The following is an 18,630-nucleotide window of genomic DNA, read 5'->3' on the forward strand; positions in this document are numbered from 1 at the left end:
GGTATTGAGTTGTTAGTACGTTTTGGGTTTGGTACAGTTCGCTGCCATTTTCGTTGTAATTGTTCGCTAAGACTAGCCCAAAGTCTGTCGAAAATAGCCTCGTAGACAGTTTCGCGTCAAAACGCCCATGTGGAGGTCACGTATAATAAGGGACAAGTCAACGAGGAACTCACGAAGTGTGCCCAATATTACGCTCTGCGCAAGCCGGATTGCTGTTGATCTTCCTGGGCGTATCTGTCGCAGCCCAGGAGGGCTTTCAGACAGTCTCTGGCAAATATCTCGAACTAGTAACCGATCTGCCGCTGGATGATTCACTAAGAGAATTGCCGCAGGTGTTTGATGCTGCGATTCCGATATGGTGCGAGTTCTTTGGCGTTGAACCCGAGAAAGTAGCTGAGTGGAAGCCACGCGCCTGCGTCATGCTCGACCGTCAGCGATTCAAGACGGCAGGATTGTTACCAGGCACGTTGCCAGACTTCCCCCACGGGTTTCAGTATCTGGATGACATGTGGGTGGTCGAGCAACCAACTCAGTACTATCGCAGGCACCTCCTACTGCACGAAGGCACCCACTGGTTTATGAACCGGTGTTTTGGATCGGCTGGTCCACCTTGGCTGATGGAAGGAACCGCGGAATGGCTGGCCACACACCGCTGGCAAGCTGGTAAATTGCAGCTCGGCATCATTCCTCACTCACGCGAAGATGTGCCGATGTGGGGACGCATCTCGCTCATTCAAAAGCAATTGAACGAAGGGGTCGCGCCGTCGCTGGAAACGATTCTGCGTTACGACAGTCGCGCGCATCAGAGCGTGGATGCCTACGCCTGGAGTTGGGCTGCGGTGATCTTCTTGCATCACCATCCCGCAACCAAGAAAGCGTTCGATGAAATGTTGAGCGACAAGCTGCGCAGCGATGGCACCAACACACGACAACTGCTGCGCGAACTTCAACCACGCAAACCGCTCGTACGCGCGGAATGGTCAGCCATGCTAACGGGACTCGAATATGGCTTTGTACCCGATCGCGAACTGGTGCGTCTGGATCACCGCTCGACCAAGTTGAGCCAGCCTGTCGAGGTCACAATTGCAGCCAACCGAGGTTGGCAAACGACAGGCGTGACGGTCGATGTTGGCGAGGAAATTAAAGTCAAGGCCGATGGTCAGTACATCGTGGGCCGCGAGCCACAAGATTGGCTGTGCCAACCCGACGGAGTCACCTTGCGCTACGTGCAAGGCCAGCCGCTGGGAAAACTGATCATGGCTATTGCATCACCACAGACGGCTGACCCCGAACACTCGATGACTCTGCCCATTATTCCTATCGGCAGCCACAAAACCATCACAGCTGAACGCGCGGGCCACGTGCTGCTCCGCATCAATGAACTGGGAGCGGGACTGGATGATAACTCGGGTGAGCTACGGGTCGAGATACGCTAAAGAGCCGCTGTTCGATGGAGCCTAAGGCACGATAGCGATTTGGATAGCGATTTTAGGTAGTCACCGCTACCGAGTACTCGCACAAGACTTGTGGTCGTGCATCCAAAGTCTGGCGACTTCGGCTACGGGGAAATAGTGCATCCAAAGTCTGGCGACTTCGGCTACGGGGAAATAGTGCATCCAAAGTCTGGCGACTTCGGTTACTGGCGACGGTGGCTACCGAGTGCACAGGCATACGACCATGGCTTGAATGATTTCGCCGCGGCCGACTTCGCCGACCGACTCACCGGTTTTGCCTTTGAGGCTAACTTGATTGACATCGATCGAAAGCAACTGGGCAATGCGTGAGCGCATGGCTTCGCGATGGGGCAAAATCTTTGGACGTTCAGCCATGATAACGCAATCGAGATTGACGATCGCATAACCTGCAGCAGCAATCTTCTCCGCGGCCGCTTGTAGCATTTGGCCCGAATCTTTGCCACGATTGGCTGGATCGGTATCCGGAAACAGTTGACCAATATCACCCAAGGCCGCCGCACCCAAGATGGCATCCGTGATCGCGTGCAGCAAGACATCGGCATCGGAATGTCCGACAGCTTGCATATCAAATGGAATGTCGATGCCACCGACGCGCAGTGGTCCACCCGGCTCCAGTCGATGCGTATCGTGTCCCAGTCCGATGCGCAAGTTGGTCATAGCTGTGCAAGACTTTCAGAAGCGGGGTAGCCACCGTCGCCAGACGGTGGACAAATAACGTCTTAGCGTTGAATGGTCGTCGAAGGTTGCGTGGCGACGCGGCCGGGTGATTCGAGGAAACGAGTCGATTCCTCTTCAATAAGCCGAGCTTCGTTTTCATCGCATCGTACTTCAGCCCGGAAGCGATGAACACCGCCGGTCACCGCGCGGGCGACCACTTTCAACGTGATCGTTTGGCCAGCTGCGATTTGTGGCAGAGTTTCGAAAAGCACTTGACCAGGTACCACTCTATGACCCAGCCCCGACGCCGATTCCGGTTCGATGCCATCGGAGAATTGAGCCACGATGACCAAGCCCCGCGCTTCACGGCTACCGCGATTGGTGATCGTGAGCTCGTAGGTTACTGGCGAACCAACTGGAGCCGGCGAGGCTGGATCATTCACCAGCAGTTTCAAATCGGCAAAGGCTTGGACATTGATGCTGGCGGCCGAGGTCGTAACTGTTCCCTCACCGGTTACACACGCAAATGACAGTTCATGTCGGCCAGGAGTTGGCATGACCAATTCCAAAGGAATGGTAATGACCTGCCCCGGTGGAACTTGATCAACGTCCCACAGCAGTTTGTCATCTTGACGTGAAACACCGGCCGGCAGTTGTCCAACTTGCGTGCCAGTCGGTAGAGCGACGCCGGCCTGCAACTTGCGAGCGGGTGCATCGCCAGTATTACTGAGTTCAATATTGGCCAAAAAGGATGAACCGTGCGGCACTGTCTCAGGCAGCGAGATACCCGCGACCAATACAGCTTGACGCACATTGACGTTGATGTTGGCTGCTCGATTGAGTTCACCAGCAACCGCTTGAACACCGATCGAAACTTGTCCAGCCTTTTCGAACGTCAGATCCATATCGATGACTTCGGTCTGGCCAGGTGCCAGGTCGCCCACATCAACTTGACTGTTCGGTTGCGGACCAGCCGTGACTTGCAACTTAACATTGCGTGCCGTGGCGCTGCCCGGGTTGGATACCCGTACGCGATAAGCATTGGCTGCATTGCGCTCGACTTCGACGGGACCTTCCAAGGCGACTTGCAGGTCCGCTTGTTTTACGATGATTTCATCCAGACCACTTTGTGGCAGCACAGTCCATTCGATGGCCACTGCAAAGTTGCGCGCCGCTTGAGCTTTCAATTGCAATGGCAAGCGGGCCTGACCACCTGCGGTTACTTGCGATACATTCCACGTGAGCATGGTAGATCCATCCTCGGTTTTTTCGGTGTCGGCCGAGTTGGCGCCCACCACGGTCGGCGTTACCTCGACGCCAGCCGGTGTTTCCATGCGCAGGATCAATCCGCTCAGCGCAATGCGATCATTGTTCTGAACTTGTAGTTCATAAGTAGTTGATGTGCCAGCGGTCAGATCACCCGGGCCGAGCAATTTGACTTGCACATGGGGAATGTCCATCTGCATCCGTGTGTTGTCGACCGCCACTTGTTCGACCGGAGCTTGGACCGCGGGTTTGCTTTGCAGAGTAGTGGTTGTCTTATTGGCCGGGCTGCGCGGTGGAATTGGCGTAGATGTTATGGCTGGTGGCGCTGGCGTGGTCGTGGGACCGGCGGGCAAAGGCATATTGGCTGGTGTGCTGACCGCCTGCGCGGGCAACTTCAGAGATGGAACTTGCGCAACAGGCGGCTGAGAAACGACTTCAGTTGCACTTGGCAATTCAGTTGGCATCGCCGGTGGAGTTGGTGGCAACGTGGGTAGTGATGGCATCAATGCAGGTGGTATGGCTGCCAGTTCGGGCGCCGGCGGCAGCGTTGGCAAAGTCAAGTTGGGCGTGCTGGTCGTACCCTGAGGCATGCTGGTTACGGATGTTAGCGGCAGCGTGGACTGCGGCGGCGATGGAATGCTGGACACCTTGGCTGGTTGATTGGCTGAGGTCAACGCTCGCCGCGGCACAGGCGTCAGACCTGGCACGGTGGGTTCAGGCAGCGTAGGACTGGACGCGGCAGGAGGAGGCGTCGGCAGAGTCAGTTGCGTGGGCGCAGCCAAACTGGATGCATCGCTGAACGAACCGCGCTGGTTAGGCGCAGAGTCGCTAGAAAGCTCTAACGATGAAATGCTAGGCGGATCACTCGATCTGGGTGTCGAACTCGGAGGTGGCAAGGTTGGTAGCGCGGTCGAAGCTGCAGGCGCTGATGCCGCGTCCGGAGTAGGAGTAGGAGTAGGAGTAGGAGTAGGAGTTGATGCTTGAGGTGGCTTTTTAGCTGTGGTGCTGGTGATCGATTTGGTGCGAGGAGTGCCGGTTGGGGCTTCCTGTGCGTTGAGCGTATTCTCGAGCAGCTTGGAGCGATCACGCTTGGGGACAGGCTTACGGGGCACGTAAGGAATGTCTGGTACGTGGCTGACCAAGACTTCAGTCTGTTCGTCAGCTGGTTGCTGCGCGGTGGTTTGAGTAGCGTCGGAAAGCGTTAGGTTTACGGACTCCGCTTCGCCAGAGTTTGATGTCGGTTGCGGCGACGTGCGCTGTGCAATTCGCGTCGCCGCTGGTCGTTGCGCCTCGTAGGGCACCGCTGGCAATTCTTCTTCGTCCTCGTTGGGCTCTTCATCGTTGAGCTCTGATCGAACCGGGCTGCGCTGGCCTAGATAGACGCGCGACGGCGAAGGCGGCCCCTGAGGTCTGCGGGGTGCAGACCTGGTGCCAGCAGAGGTGGCTGGATCACCCGCATCGGCCAAATTCATCTCGACGGAATCCGACGGCTGCGAAGACGGACGCTTGGCGGTTGTCCGCGTATTGCTCGGTTTGGTTCCGACTTGATCGCGGAGGCGATAATTGGGAATCAGAAATTGACCAGCCCACGCGCGGCTCGGTACCGGATTACCACCCGCTGACGGACTCTGCCGTTGCGGGGCATTGCGAGCGACTGGTTCATCTACTGGGTTGATTTCCGACGCTTGGGGGTTTCGACGAAGTTGCGCACCTAAGGGAGGTGGAGATGGAATATTGGAATTCTGAGCTCGCGCCGCTTGGTTCTTCTCGGCCTGCTTTTCCTCAGAAGTTCCCATGACGGATTCAGTTACCGAGCGCAGCTGTTGCATGATCCCACCTCGCATCAAGCGCGGTGGTTCCGAGTTGTGCGCACGATCGGCAGGCAACGAATCCGTATCGCCATTGCGTTGGGCCCAACCGGTTGTGGCTGGCAATACAGAGCAAGCCAGGGCGGACAGCAGCGTCAAGTTCAGCCAGCTGATTCTGTTCAATGCCATCATTGCCGCTCTACTCCAGGCCGCTTGTTATTAACAATGACTGCTAACTACTTCAGCCAATCAAGTCATAAGTACACGAAATCTCCTCTACCGATATCGGCTGCCAACTCATTAACGGTTGAATCAATCTTTCTGAAGATTCCTGTTAGGCAAACTGGTTAAGCTGCGGTGATTTAGCGGAGCTCGTAAAAACGCAGAGAACAGCAGAGAAGACGGGGCAGGACGAAAGCTATTTCCTCGGAGTTTTCTCTGCGGACTCTGCGGCCTCTGCGTTTCAAAAAAGAGGAGCTGCGTACAGCTGAAGTCCATGCAGTTCGTTTCAGCGCATGCAGAGATTGGCAAGATAGGCAACGAGTGAGGGTTGCGGCATTGGTAGCTTAGATGACTGTAATCATGGAGGCATCACCGGCAGAATCCGAAATCAAGGATGTACAGCTAAGTCTGGCAAGATCGGGATGAACCGAATCTTTCCAGCTTGACTCAAGGTCTCCTTTCGGCCGCCCGCAAGTCTACGACCCAACCGGACCGATCATGCTTCGACCCAGGCAAACAAAGTTCCCTCGCGCTGGCCGTAATCTCAGCGATCAAGTTGTCACCACACCTCGCCCTAGCCGTGCCCGGCGGCGACTGCGCAGGGCACTGGCACTGTTGACTTTAGGTTTGGCTAGTACGACTGTGTTCACACAAGCCGGATGCACTCGGCAAGCGTATCGCGCCAAGACCAATGCCGAGGTCTACTATCTGATCGATCAAAAGATCGCTGAAAGCTGCGAGCAGACAGCGCCCTACCGCATCGAAGTCGATCCGCGCAGCCGCTTTTTCGACCCGTTCAATCCTGATCGACCTCCGATGCCCGAGGACGATCCGGTGGCCAATACCTACATGCGAATGGTCGACAATAAACGCGGCTATCCGTTGTGGGAAGCCAATGGCCGAACCAACACAGCCGAGAATCCGCAGTGGTGGAGTTTCTTGCCGTTGGATGAACGCGGAGTGCTAGTTCTATCGCTCGAAGATTCCGTGCGCACCGCGTTATTACATTCGTCGACGTACCAACAGAACCTTGAAACGTTGTACTTGTCGGCACTGGACGTCAGCAGTGAACGCTTCTTGCTGGATTCGCAGTTCTTCGGTGGCTACTCCGTTACCGGTACGACGTCAGGACCGCTGCGCGATCAAGCCACGACGCCCTCGAGCAGTTCAACCATCAACGGCTCGCTCAGCAGTGCTGGTCCCCGCGGACTGGCCATGACGCGCAGCTTTGCTACGGGAGCGGATTTGATTGTGGGCCTGGCCAACTCGCTCACCTGGCAAGTCAGCGGCCCCAATAACCAATCGGCCAACACGGTGATGGACTTTTCATTGGTCCAGCCGCTCCTGCGTCAGGCTGGCCGCGACGTCGTGCTGGAACGACTCACCTTGGCCGAGCGAACGCTGCTAGCCAACGTGCGCGCCTTTGAACGTTACCGTCGTGGTTTCTATATGCAAGTGGTTACCGGTCGTCAGGCGGAACAAGGGCCACAGCGTCGTGGTGGTCTGTTCGGCGGTGCTGGTCTGGAAGGCTTTACGGCTCTGGGTGGTGGCTTCGGTCGAGTTGGGACCACCAACCAGACTGGCGGCTTCCAAGACACAGGTACTCCCGGCGCTGGCGGTTATCTAGGTCTTCTGCAGCAGCAATTGCAGATCGAGAACCAGGAAGAGAACATCGCGCGCTTGCGAGAAAACCTGCTGCGATTAGAAGACACCTATCGAGAACTCTTGCAGACCATTCCGCTCAGCCAAGACATTATCCCGACTCAACAGTTGCAAGTAGCTCAAGCTAGGCAGGCACTCTTCATTGCTCAGAACAACTTGATCACGCTCTCTTCGACCTACGAGCAACAGCTTGATACCTTCAAGCGGTTGCTCGGTATGCCGCCATACTTATGCGTGGAAATTCGAGACCAATTGCTTGATCGCTTTAAATTGATCACGCCGGATCTCAAAATGCGCCGCGTCGAGTTGGCCGACTTGCGTGACCAAATTGGTCAAACTAACACGCGGATCCTTGATCTATCGACTAGCCAGCGTGATCCTAAGACCGGCGCCCTTTCACGCTCGATCAAATCGAGCGCGGAACTCTCTGGCGAACTCAAACGGCTACAAACCGACGTAGCGCCGATGAACCAGATTCGTCAACAGATTGCTACAACTGATATCAGCCAGGTCAAGAAAGACATCGAGAACTTGCGGAGTGTGATTCCCGACCGCCGCCGACAATTGGCGCGCTTGCGCGACATTGCCGAGCGTGAGAACGGGACCGTCTGCCGACTACTACCATTACCGCAATTCGATCTGGCGTTACTGAAAGACGATGATCTGTCGAAGTTACCAGAACAACTGCTGGCCGAGTTGGAAAAACTAGGTAAGAGCTTCGACGCCTATGAAAAACGCATCACGGACTTGCAGAAGCGCATCACGGACACCAGTGCGATGCTGGACGGAAAATCGCCAGCGTCACCCAGCGACCAACCGCAGAGCGACGCCAAATCCGCAGATGGTGATGAAAAACGCTTCGGCAAGTTGAGCACAGAGGTCCTGCTGGCCAGCCAAGATTTGATCGCCAGCATGTCCGAAGACTTGCTAGCCCTGCAACTGGTACAAGCTCGGGCTCGGACCGAAACGGCGCTGCTAGGCGAAGTCGATATCGAACCACGCGAAGCCATTGAGATCGCCCGTCGCTATCGCCATGACTGGCTGAACAACCGCGCTGCTCTAGTCAACAGTTGGCGGGCTATCGAAGTGGTGGCCGATGACCTCGAGAGCACCTTGGATGTCGTCTTCAGTGGTGACGTCCAAAATTATGGCGACAACCCACTGGCTCTGCGCAGTGCGACCGGTCGCTTGCGCGCCGGCTTAGCCTGGGACGCGCCGATTACGCGACTGCAAGAACGCAACCGCTATCGTCAATCGTTAATTGAGTATCAGCAGGCCAAACGCTCGTACTATCTGTTTGAAGATACGATCTGGACCAACTTGCGAACTGCGCTGCGCACGATTCGTTTGAATCAATACAACTTCGAATTGCAGCGTTATGCAGTTCGCGGAGCCGCACTGCAGATCAGCATCAACGAAGACTTGCGGCAGATTCGTGAAACGCTCAATCAGGCCTCAGGACCCACCGCGGCACGCGATACCGTGCAAGCTCTCGGTGACTTGGTACAAGCACAAAACCTTTTCATCGGTGTGTGGGTGAACTACGAAGCGCTGCGACGCAACCTGGACCTCGACCTGGGCACCATGCAGATCGACAATGAAGGCTTGTGGATCGATCCAGGTCCAATTCGCTCGGATACAGTGGGCGGAACCATGGGTCAGGCCGTGCAGAATTTTGGCCTGACAGCTGACGAACAGAAACTGCAAGAGCAACTAGCCAATACGGGCACCGATGCACCCATCGAACTGCGTCCCAGTATCGATCCGCTTGCAAACAGCCCACAACAAATCACGCCAGCGCTGGACTATCCAGCCCCAGGCGCGGTTCCTCTGCAAACGGCTTCGCCCATCCAATTGCCACCCAATTACTGAAAGAAATCGCCTTAAGGGTCTCGGGGTGGCACTGGCTATGCGCAGCATTGCCAGTGCACCCAACGAAGCGGTGCAGCCGACCCGCACCAGCCATCATTCAGAGCTGAACGGACGTTTTTGTAGTCCGAGGCGTCTTAGGTTAAAAACGCCTCAGTAAACCAGCGCATGCCGACCGATGAAACATTCCGGCTTTCAAACCTGAGATTTGAGACTGGGAAAGACATATGAGAAAGTTGCTAGCAATCGCAGGCTTGGTGGGCTCGGTGACCGCTAGCACTCTTTCCGCAGTTGCCCAGACTGCAGATTCCAATGCCAATGCACCTGCAAGTAATGCTAGTGCCAATAGTAGTCAACCGACGATCGTACGCGATCCGCGCACCGGTCTACTCTATCAACAAGAACTGCAGACTGTCGATCAACCGGTCACGACCTGGCAACGCAAGGTGGTCGACCGCACCGTGATCACACCTCAAACCGTTTATGAGAATCAACAAGTTCCTCAAACCGTGTACGTGGCCAAGACGGAATATGTCTGGCAATCCAAGCTAAAGGGTTGGTGGAATCCGCTCGCCCAGCCAACCTACGCTTACGAGTACGTGCCCGTGACGCGCTGGGTGCCTCAGACGCAGATGATCACCCGCCAGGTGCCAACGATCAAGATGATCTCGCGCACCGAGCAAGTGCCCATTGATGAACCGGTGCAAACTACTCAGAAGGTCACTCAGGTCGTCCTGCGACCATTGTCGACCAACGCACTTGCATCCAGCACCTTAGCCAGCAACAGTTTGCCCCGAGGGGCGGTGGTTACCAATCCACTGGCATACGCTCAACCACAACCAGTTTATCAACCTGTCTACCAACCGGTCGCCAATAACTCGCGCCCGTTGCTGGCGAGCGTTCCAGTCTTGTCTCAACAGCGACCGCTGGCGTCCTTCCAACCTGGAACGCTGTTGACGGCACCAGTGAGTGGGTTGCGCAGCATCGTGCGCACCGCCACCGCGCCCTTTCAAACCCAAGCCAGCTACGGCGCTCCGACAACGATAGCCACGCTGCCATCGATCTCGGCGCGAGATCTGAATCAAGCTGGTCTGCCAGCGACCGTCGTTCGCTAGAGTTTGTAGTTTGTAGTTGGTGAACTGCAGTTCGTATTGAATTGCCGTTTCAAACTCGAACTTTAAATCGTAATCGTCTGTATCAACTTTGCCTGGCAATGGGCGACCAAGTTCTCAGTCAGCAGACTGGCAGTGCGCTGGGCGGCGGCCAAGCCTAGAGGGTCGCGTGGGGCATAGATGATAGCGGCCAGTTGATTATCCCAGCTTTCGATTTTGCCGGCCATGGAATCTTTGACGGGACTGCCCACGGGTCGCGTGGGATCATGGGCTGCATCGCAGATGACAATCAGGTCTTCGGCATCCAGCACGTGACCACTAGCATTGAAGATGAATCCTTCGTCAGTGGCCCCATAACGCACCAGCAGTTGGCAGCCGACTTTGCGCAGCGACAGCAGCGAAATAGGCAGACCACCCCACAGACTGCAGGCGTTCAGCACATCGACCGGTCCATTGATGCGCGGCAGAGCACCTTCTTCTTGAGCGTATCGCAGCAGATATTCTTGCGCGGGTTTGCTGCGGCCGGTCGCTTTGAACTTACCGTGCTTGAGCAGTTTGCGGACGGCGGATCGCAGCTTGTCAGCTTCTGGCAGGGCGGATTCTCGCAGCGCATCGGCCACCATGGCATCGGCCCATAGTCGCAGTTTGACCGGAGCTGGTGCCACTTGCACCTCCTCCATTTCAATGACGATCAAATGCAGATGGGCTAACTCGGGAGCGACGGCGACTTCAATCATGGAATGTTTTTCTGCGGTTGCCTAACCAAATACATCGTCGGGTGGCTCGGGCGCTTTGCCACCATAGAACTTGGTGATATCGATACCACCTCGCTGCTCATCTTCCAGCAGTTTAATTCGCGACTCCAAACGTTCCAACCGTCGCTGGATTTGAGGAATCAACGTGGGCAGTGTATCGACTGGTTCTTGAATGGGGACACCGGGATAACCCAAGTGTCGCTGCATGGCCGCGAACAAGAACAGCGTTTCTTTGCGTCGGTTGGCTTGGGCAATTTTGCCTTCTTGCATTCCGAAGAGCACCGGGTCCAGCACGCGATCGTCATCGACCTGCGAAGCCTTGAGGTGAAACAGTTCACTGCGGGCGTAGATCATATCGGCCAGGTCGATCAAGCCCAATTGCCGGCGCACGTTCAGGATCCAAGTCTTCCAATCCTGGTTGAACACTACATCGTCTGCCATGGCCTTCAGGCCGCGATCATAGTTGAGTCGATTGCGCGACATGGCTTCGAATTCGAAAAAGAACAGACCCTGGTTGTTGATTTCGCGACTGCGATAATCGGCTTCGGCCGCCAGAATTCGCAGAGCTGTACGATAATCAAATCGCCCGCGATCGGTTTCGGCTTCGGCCACCAAGAACGTTTGAAAGGGCGTGAAGTAATGACGCAGCAGCGCCATGCCGCTACTCATCTGGCCACGATGCTTCAGTTCGGCCAACATAAGATCGATGGCCAGTGGCAGCTTGGTGGTGGCTAGAATTTCGTGACGCGACTGTTCGAGTAGTTCTTGCAAAGGCAAATTCTGACCGACGCGCTCGACCAGCATGCGAAAAAAGTGAGCCTGCTCAACATACTCTTCGCGTGGCAGCATCAACGTTCCTGCTTCAGATGACGGTTGAGAAACTCGATCGCAGCCAGACGAGCCTGGCTATCGATGAAGGTGATAAGGTGCCCTTGTTTCTCGACAGAAAAATATTTGACTTCGACCCCCTGTTCTGCCAGCTTGTCATACATGACGCGACTGGACTCAGGAGGAACGATCAAATCAGTTTCGCCATGGTAAAAGAAGATCGGGCAATCATCGCCGGTGCAGTAGTTTACCGGTGAAGCGTCCTGGTAAACCAGTGGTAGTTGCCCGCGCGTGCCACCGAATACATGGGCGATCGCTTTGTTCTTTTCTGGGATGAACGTTAGATCACATGGCGCGCCACCCAAGACGGCCACCTTGAATCGCGGTAAATCAGGCTCGGGATTGGTGGCCAGCAGTCCGGCCAAATGACCGCCGGCGGAGTAACCATACACTGCCAGGCGACTGGTATCGATCTGGTACTGGTCGGCCACCGATAGCAGCCAACGATACGCGCTTTTGCAATCGTCCAACTGAGCTGGGTACTTGTGGATCGGGGCCAGACGATAATTGATCGAAATGGCCACATAGCCAGCTTGCGCCAATTGCCGCGCATGATCCCGCATGTTCCACTTGTCGCCCGCGCTCCACGCACCGCCATGAATCATCAAGACCGCCGGCAGTTTCTCTTGATTTTCGGCAGCCAACTCCGGGCTATAAATGTCAGCCCGCAATTTCTCGCCACCCGCTTCCGCAAACACCACATCGCACCACGAGCGATACGGACGCCGTAGATCCGGCCGGTCCGTTGCCTGGGCTGACGCAACCGCCACCAGGCCAACGACCAGCATCACTAGTTGACCGATGATTCCTTGACGAGTTGTGCGTTCCATCTATAAATCAAACCTCTCTAGTAGCCGAAGTCGCCAGACTTTGGACATTTCCCCGTAGCCGAAGTCGCCAGACTTTGGACCTTTCCCCGTAGCCGAAGTCGCCAGACTTTGGACCTTTCCCCGTAGCCGAAGTCGCCAGACTTTGGACGAACCAGCGTAGCGCCTCCAATCTCTGGCGAGATCGGCTACAAGCCTCCAATCTCTGGCGAGATCGGCTACATCTCTGGCGAGATCGGCTACTGAACATTACTCGGGCAATTTATGTCCGAGTTTCTCGCGTTTGGTGGCCAGGTAAGCGGCGTTGTGCGGATTGGCTAGGGAAACGATCGGCACTTGATCGACAACCTTTAGATCGTAACCACGCAGGTTGAAGGCCTCGGTCTTCTTGGGATTGTTGGTCAACAAACGCACTTCGCGCAGTCCCAAGTCTTTCAAGATCTGCATACCGACGCCATAGTCGCGCATGTCGGCTTTGAATCCCAACTTGTGATTGGCTTCAACCGTATCGAGCCCCTGCTCTTGCAGAGCATAAGCCCGAATCTTTTGAGCCAGTCCTATGCCTCGACCTTCTTGTGGCAGATAAACCAATGCCCCTCGACCTTCTGCGGCAATCATCTCCAGAGCCATACGCAGTTGATCACCACAATCGCAGCGCAGCGACTGCAAGAGATCACCGGTAAAACAACTGCTGTGCATGCGAACCAACGGTGCCGGACCAGTTGCCGCATCGCTGAAGTCGCCCATATAGATGGCTATTGGTTCTTGAGTCTCGAATTGCACATCGTAGACAGCGATATCAAACTCGCCAAATTTGGTGGGCAACTTGGCAGCGGCCACGCGCGAGACCAATTTCTCATTGACGCGTCGATGGGCGATCAACTGTTCGATCGAGATGATTTCCAACTTGTGCTTCTGAGCCAGAGCGATCAAATCGTCGCGCGTGGCTCGGTCACCCGTTTCGTCGAGTATCTCAGTCAGCACACCTGCCGGGGCCAGGCCGGCCATCCGCGCTAGATCGACAGCTGCTTCCGTGTGACCGGCGCGGCGCAGGACTCCGCCCTCCATCGCCAGCAAAGGATAAACGTGTCCGGGGCGCACAAAGTCATGAACGGTACTGGCGTCGTTGGCCAATCGGCGGATCGTCTCAGCGCGTTCAGCGGCCGTTATACCAGTCTTGGCTCCGACATAGTCCACCGGCGTCATAAAGGCCGTTTGCAAGGGAGCCGTATTGTTTTCGACGATGGGCCGCAGTTCCAATCGCTGGCAAACTGCCGGCAGAATCGGGCAGCAGAGTTGACCTCGGCCACGCAGCATAAAGTTGATCGTCTCCGCCGTTACCAATTGAGCCGCGCAGATAAAATCGCCCTCATTTTCACGGTCTTCGGCATCGACCACAATGACCACTTCGCCACGTCGGATCGCATCAACCGCCGCCTGGATCGAACTGTACAGAGAACTTTCAGATGTTATCATCGAGTCAAACGCTCGGATTTCTTCTTAAAGGCAGTAGCACTTATGTCCCACACACTATTATAGGGCGTCGGGCAAATCTGTGTGTAGCCGATCTCGCTGTAGCCGATCTCGCCAGAGATTGGAAGCGCGGTAGCCGATCTCGCCAGAGATTGGAAGCGGTGCGTTGACTCCTCCAAAGTCTGGCGACTTCGGCTACGGAAACACGTCCAAAGTCTGGCGACTTCGGCTACGGAGGTGCTACTGCTGCGAGATGATCGGGGCCAGGTTGGGAGCAATGCGCAGCAGTTCTTGGTTGAGCATGCGTTTGATTTTGGTGGTGGTCTTTTGTTTGAGCGCCTTCTTTAGTAGCGCTTGGGCCATGGGGATCGTAACGTGCGCGGCTAGTTCTTTTACTGTTGGTATAAAGGCGGGACTCATGCTGAAACGTCTCAGTCCCATGCCCAGCAGCAGCACGACAGCTTGAGGTTGTCCAGCCATTTCACCGCACAGGGTCACGGGCCGGTTGGCTTTATTGCAAATGGAGACGACTGACTCGAGCACGCGCAGGACGCACGGTGCCAGTGGTTGGCATAGATGGCTGACTTTGGGGTTATCGCGATCGGCGGCCATTAGATACTGAACCAAGTCGTTGGAACCGATCGAAACAAAATCGACGGCACCCAGAAGTTGATCGATCATGATGGCTGCCGCTGGTACTTCGACCATCATACCGAAAGCGACTTTGCCGCGCGGTTTGCGTTCGCGTTGTAGTTGATCTTGAGCGCGTTTGACAAAGGCGCGCAGGCGCCGAAGCTCTTCCAGGTTGGTGACCATGGGAAAGAGCAAGCTCACCGCTCCGCCGTGTTTGACGGTCGCCGCGGCCCGCAGAATCGCGCGAATTTGCGTCATGAAGAATTGCGGATGTTCAAACGAAAGCCGAATGCTGCGCCAACCCATGAACGGATTGGCTTCATGTTGCGTGCGACCCAGGAACGGCACGGTCTTGTCGCCACCGATGTCTAGCGTACGAATGGTGACTGTGCGATTGGGGCTGGCCGCGATGACGGCTTTGTAAATGGCGACTTGTTCTTCTTCATCGGGCACGTCGTGATGAGTCAGGAACAGATACTCGGTTCGATAGAGGCCCACGCCAGAGGCGCCCATGGCCACCGCAGCCTGTGCGTCGCTGACTCCGTTGATATTGCCCAGCAACTCCAGCTCTACACCATCAGCAGTGACAGCAGGTTGATCGCGATTATGCGCCAGTTGATCGCGCAGATTGAAGAACTCGCGTTCCAGTTTGCGGTACGCCGCCAGGGTCTCTGGTTCGGGGTTGACGATCACATGACCATCGCGCCCATCAACGATCAGCGTATCGCCGGTCTTGGTTTGCCGCAGGATGCCCGGGACACCGCTGACCGCTGGGATACCGCGTGAGCGAGCGATGATGGCCGCGTGGCTGGTCTGGCTGCCAGCTTCGGTGACGATGCCGTGCACCGGTTTGTTACCCAGCATCACGACCTGGCTGGGCAGCAGTTCATCGGCCACGACGATCACGGGCCCATGCAGTAGCGGGGAATCTTCGCGCAAGGCATCGCTGAGGTAGCTCGACAGTCGCATTACCACATCGCGAATGTCGGCAAAACGTTCGCGCAAGTAAACATCCGGGGTGCGTTCCAGGATGCCTCGATAATGATCCAGCAGTCGCGACAGGGCAGCTTGGGCCGACAAGTGGTCATGCGTCATCCAATCTCGAACGCGGCCGACCAGAGCGGTGTCCTGCAAAATCGACTCGTGGACGGCAAAGACCGCGGCAGCTTCTTTGCCGACTTGACGTTCCAGTTTTGAATGCAACGCGCGAACGTCGGCCACCGATTTCTTGCGTGCCGCTTCGAAGCGAGCTAACTCGCTGGGAATTTCGTCGGGTTGGAGCGTTTCTCGATCTGGGGCTACGAATACTTCGTGTATGCAGTAGGCCGTACCGATCGTGACTCCGGGAGAAACAGCAATTCCTTTACGCATGCTAGCAATTTACCAAACCCGGGACCGTGGCTCTAGTCGGCGTATCAGGTGGCGTCTGACCTCTATATTGACCAGCATCCAGGCCGCCTGGGACGCCCGCTGTGGATAAAGCGGTGATCCAGTTAGCGCGTTCTGGCAGCTGTGAGAGCAGCTCTACGGTTGACTACTGGCGGCTGTTTGTTAGATTTTCTGACTTGTTTTTCCTTCCGGACGCGCGACCTGCGCTGTCCTTCTCTCCCTTGTTGTGCCACCGATTGGCAATCCGCCGGAGCAAACCATGGCTTATGACGTTACGTTGATCACCGGAGACGGCACTGGTCCCGAATTGGCCGCTGCAGCCCGCAAGTGTGTGGATGCCACCGGCATACAGATCAACTGGGACGTGCAAGAAGCCGGCATCGATGTCATGGAACGCTTGGGGACTCCGATTCCGGATAGTACCGTTGAGTCGATTCGTCGCACCAAGTGCGCCCTGAAGGCCCCAATCACCACGCCGGTGGGCACCGGTTTCCGCAGCATCAATGTTTATCTGCGTCAAGAATTGGGACTATTCGCTTGCATTCGCCCCTGCAAAACGTACCCCGGTGTGCGCACTTTCTTTAGCGGAACCGCGGTCGACATCGTCATCGTACGCGAGAACACGGAAGACCTGTATGCTGGCGTCGAGTTCGAAGTCGGCAAGCCTGAGACCAAGCAGTTGATCGATTTCATCAATGGCTTGCCAGCCGACCGCAAGATCAAGTCCAAGACGGAAGAAACAGGCATTTCGATCAAGCCGATCAGCATTTCCGGTTCGCGGCGCATCGTCAAGACGGCGTTTGATTACGCGCGAGCCAATGGCCGCAAGAAAGTAACCGCGGTCCACAAAGCCAACATCATGAAGTACACCGATGGTCTGTACCTCAAAACAGCCATGGAAGTGGCCAAAGAGTATCCAGAGATCCAGTTCGAAGAGCGCATCGTCGACAACATGTGTATGCAGTTAACGCAAAAGCCCGAGCTGTATGACGTGCTGGTACTGCCCAATCTCTACGGCGATATCGTCAGCGACCTGGGAGCGGGATTGGTGGGCGGATTGGGAGTTGCACCAGGTGCCAACATCGGTCCCAACGGAGCCGTATTCGAAGCCACGCACGGCTCGGCACCCAAGTACAAAGGCCTTAACAAAGTTAATCCCACTGCGCTAATTCTCTCCGGCATGTTGATGCTCAAACATCTGGGCGAAGAGGATGCGGCGGCTCGCTTGGAAAAAGCTGTGGCCGATGTGATCGCCGAAGGCAAACATGTCACCTATGACCTCAAGGATAATCGGGACGATCCAACCGCCGTGGGCACCAAGGAAATGGCTGAGGCTATCTGTGCCAAGCTGGGCGCGAAATAAGCTAACGGACCCACGATGATCCGGCATTGGCTCCATGCTGCCAGGGCTACCCTGGCAGCTCGACTGTTGCAATGGAGCCTGCGGCCACTGAGTGTGCCGTATTGGGTATGGATGCGTGCGCGAAATCTCGGCTACGATTTCGGCTGGCTCAAAGCGACCAAAGTTGATGTGCCCATTCTCTGCATTGGGAACTTGAGTGTGGGTGGGACCGGCAAGACGCCAATGGTCGCTTGGGTATGCCATTGGCTTCGCCAACAGAACTTGCGCGTGGCCATCCTCAGTCGTGGCTATGGCCAATTGGACAGTGGTCGCAATGACGAGGCGCTCGAGTTGGAGCTGCGACTGCCTGATGTTCCGCATTTGCAGAATCCCGATCGAGTGGCTGCCGCGACGCTGGCCCTCGAGGAACTCGACATGCAAGTATTGGTCCTGGACGATGGTTTCCAGCATCGGCGGCTGGCCAGGCAAGTCGATGTGGTGCTAATCGATGCCAGCCAGCCGACTTCGACCGATTGGCCGCTGCCGGCTGGACTGATGCGCGAACCGTGGTCGGGGCTGAAGCGCGCCGACCTGATCGTACTGACGCGTGCCGGCTTGGCCAAACGTGAGCGTATAGCACAGTTGCGCTCGCGCATTGCTCGCTGCGCGCCGCAAGCGGTTTGCGTGGAGTCGGATCACGCGGCGGTCGGTCTGCAGGGTTTGAATTGCCCCTGGTCGCGGCTGAACGAACTGGATGGGAAACCCGTGCTGGCGTTTTGTGGAATTGGCCATCCTGACGGATTTTGGGCAGCCCTGACAAAACAGAATGTCGTTCAGCGGCGAATATTTGCCGACCATCATGCCTTTTCTTCCGACGACGTTGCCGACCTTCAGGCGTGGGCGGCAGGGCACCCGGAATGCGTAGCCGTGGTCTGTACGATGAAAGACTGGGTCAAATTGCAGGTGCCACAGCTGGGTGGCCTGCCGCTAGTGGCAGTGGAAATTTCCATGGTTTTTTCGCCTAGCGATGAACTGCAGTTGCAAGAGGTGCTGAAAAAACTGGTGGCTAAAATTGAACTTTCCGATCTCAATTCAGGAATTTGAAACCTGAAACTTAATATTTCAATTTGCTCTTGGGTGGCAGAGCAAAAAATTTTGGCCTTTTCTACCCCACTGTTTCTTGTAAGATATTCTGGTCGGAAGAGGTTTTAACGGATTGGCAATCTGAGTTGAGTTTCGTGGTAGTGGGGAA

At 56.0% G+C, this 18,630-nt stretch carries 12 protein-coding genes; 5 read left to right on the plus strand and 7 right to left on the minus strand.

Features of this window, described 5'->3' with window-relative positions; all coding sequences use genetic code 11:
* The first annotated feature begins 176 nt into the window (after positions 1-176).
* Positions 177-1,436 carry a hypothetical protein gene (locus SH573x_RS21435; RefSeq protein ID WP_479349823.1) on the plus strand — a complete coding sequence of 420 codons (1,260 nt, stop codon included), beginning with the start codon at positions 177-179 and terminating at the stop codon, positions 1,434-1,436.
* A 216-nt stretch (positions 1,437-1,652) separates the two neighbouring features.
* Here the strand turns inward: SH573x_RS21435 and ispF are convergent, their stop codons facing one another.
* Both ispF and SH573x_RS21445 read right to left on the minus strand, forming a co-directional pair.
* Complete coding sequence (gene ispF / locus SH573x_RS21440; protein WP_479349824.1) at positions 1,653-2,132, minus strand: 2-C-methyl-D-erythritol 2,4-cyclodiphosphate synthase; 480 nt, start codon at positions 2,130-2,132, stop codon at positions 1,653-1,655.
* Between the two features lie 62 nt (positions 2,133-2,194).
* Positions 2,195-5,398 (minus strand): CARDB domain-containing protein, encoded by a 3,204-nt coding sequence (locus SH573x_RS21445; protein WP_479349826.1) that lies wholly within the window; start codon positions 5,396-5,398, stop codon positions 2,195-2,197.
* Between the two features lie 528 nt (positions 5,399-5,926).
* On the opposite strand from SH573x_RS21445, the gene SH573x_RS21450 reads away from it, so the two are divergent.
* Positions 5,927-8,962 (plus strand): hypothetical protein, encoded by a 3,036-nt coding sequence (locus SH573x_RS21450; RefSeq protein WP_479349827.1) that lies wholly within the window; start codon positions 5,927-5,929, stop codon positions 8,960-8,962.
* Positions 8,963-9,186: 224 nt separating this feature from the next.
* On the plus strand, positions 9,187-10,074 hold the full coding sequence (locus SH573x_RS21455; RefSeq protein ID WP_479349828.1) for a hypothetical protein: 888 nt from the start codon (positions 9,187-9,189) through the stop codon (positions 10,072-10,074).
* 62 nt (positions 10,075-10,136) lie between these two features.
* On the opposite strand, the gene SH573x_RS21460 is transcribed toward SH573x_RS21455, so the two are convergent.
* The 5 genes from SH573x_RS21460 to ptsP form a co-directional block, all read right to left on the minus strand.
* Entirely contained in the window at positions 10,137-10,808 is a 672-nt protein-coding gene (locus tag SH573x_RS21460; protein ID WP_479349829.1) for a hypothetical protein, read from the minus strand.
* Positions 10,809-10,829: 21 nt separating this feature from the next.
* On the minus strand, positions 10,830-11,675 hold the full coding sequence (locus tag SH573x_RS21465) for a hypothetical protein (protein ID WP_479349830.1): 846 nt from the start codon (positions 11,673-11,675) through the stop codon (positions 10,830-10,832).
* Positions 11,675-12,544 carry an alpha/beta hydrolase gene (locus SH573x_RS21470; protein ID WP_479349831.1) on the minus strand — a complete coding sequence of 290 codons (870 nt, stop codon included), beginning with the start codon at positions 12,542-12,544 and terminating at the stop codon, positions 11,675-11,677. Before SH573x_RS21470 ends, SH573x_RS21465 begins: the two co-directional genes overlap by 1 nt.
* 246 nt (positions 12,545-12,790) lie before the next feature.
* On the minus strand, positions 12,791-14,017 hold the full coding sequence (gene ribA / locus SH573x_RS21475) for a GTP cyclohydrolase II (RefSeq protein ID WP_479349832.1): 1,227 nt from the start codon (positions 14,015-14,017) through the stop codon (positions 12,791-12,793).
* Positions 14,018-14,254: 237 nt separating this feature from the next.
* On the minus strand, positions 14,255-16,018 hold the full coding sequence (gene ptsP, locus SH573x_RS21480) for a phosphoenolpyruvate--protein phosphotransferase (protein ID WP_479349833.1): 1,764 nt from the start codon (positions 16,016-16,018) through the stop codon (positions 14,255-14,257).
* 277 nt (positions 16,019-16,295) lie between these two features.
* Here ptsP and SH573x_RS21485 point away from each other — a divergent pair, with 277 nt between their 5' ends.
* Positions 16,296-17,399 (plus strand): isocitrate/isopropylmalate dehydrogenase family protein, encoded by a 1,104-nt coding sequence (locus SH573x_RS21485; protein WP_479349834.1) that lies wholly within the window; start codon positions 16,296-16,298, stop codon positions 17,397-17,399.
* Positions 17,400-17,414: 15 nt separating this feature from the next.
* On the plus strand, positions 17,415-18,482 hold the full coding sequence (gene lpxK / locus SH573x_RS21490) for a tetraacyldisaccharide 4'-kinase (protein ID WP_479349835.1): 1,068 nt from the start codon (positions 17,415-17,417) through the stop codon (positions 18,480-18,482).
* Positions 18,483-18,630: the final 148 nt, after the last annotated feature.

The sequence above is a fragment of the Rania fehmarnensis genome (assembly GCF_056494185.1).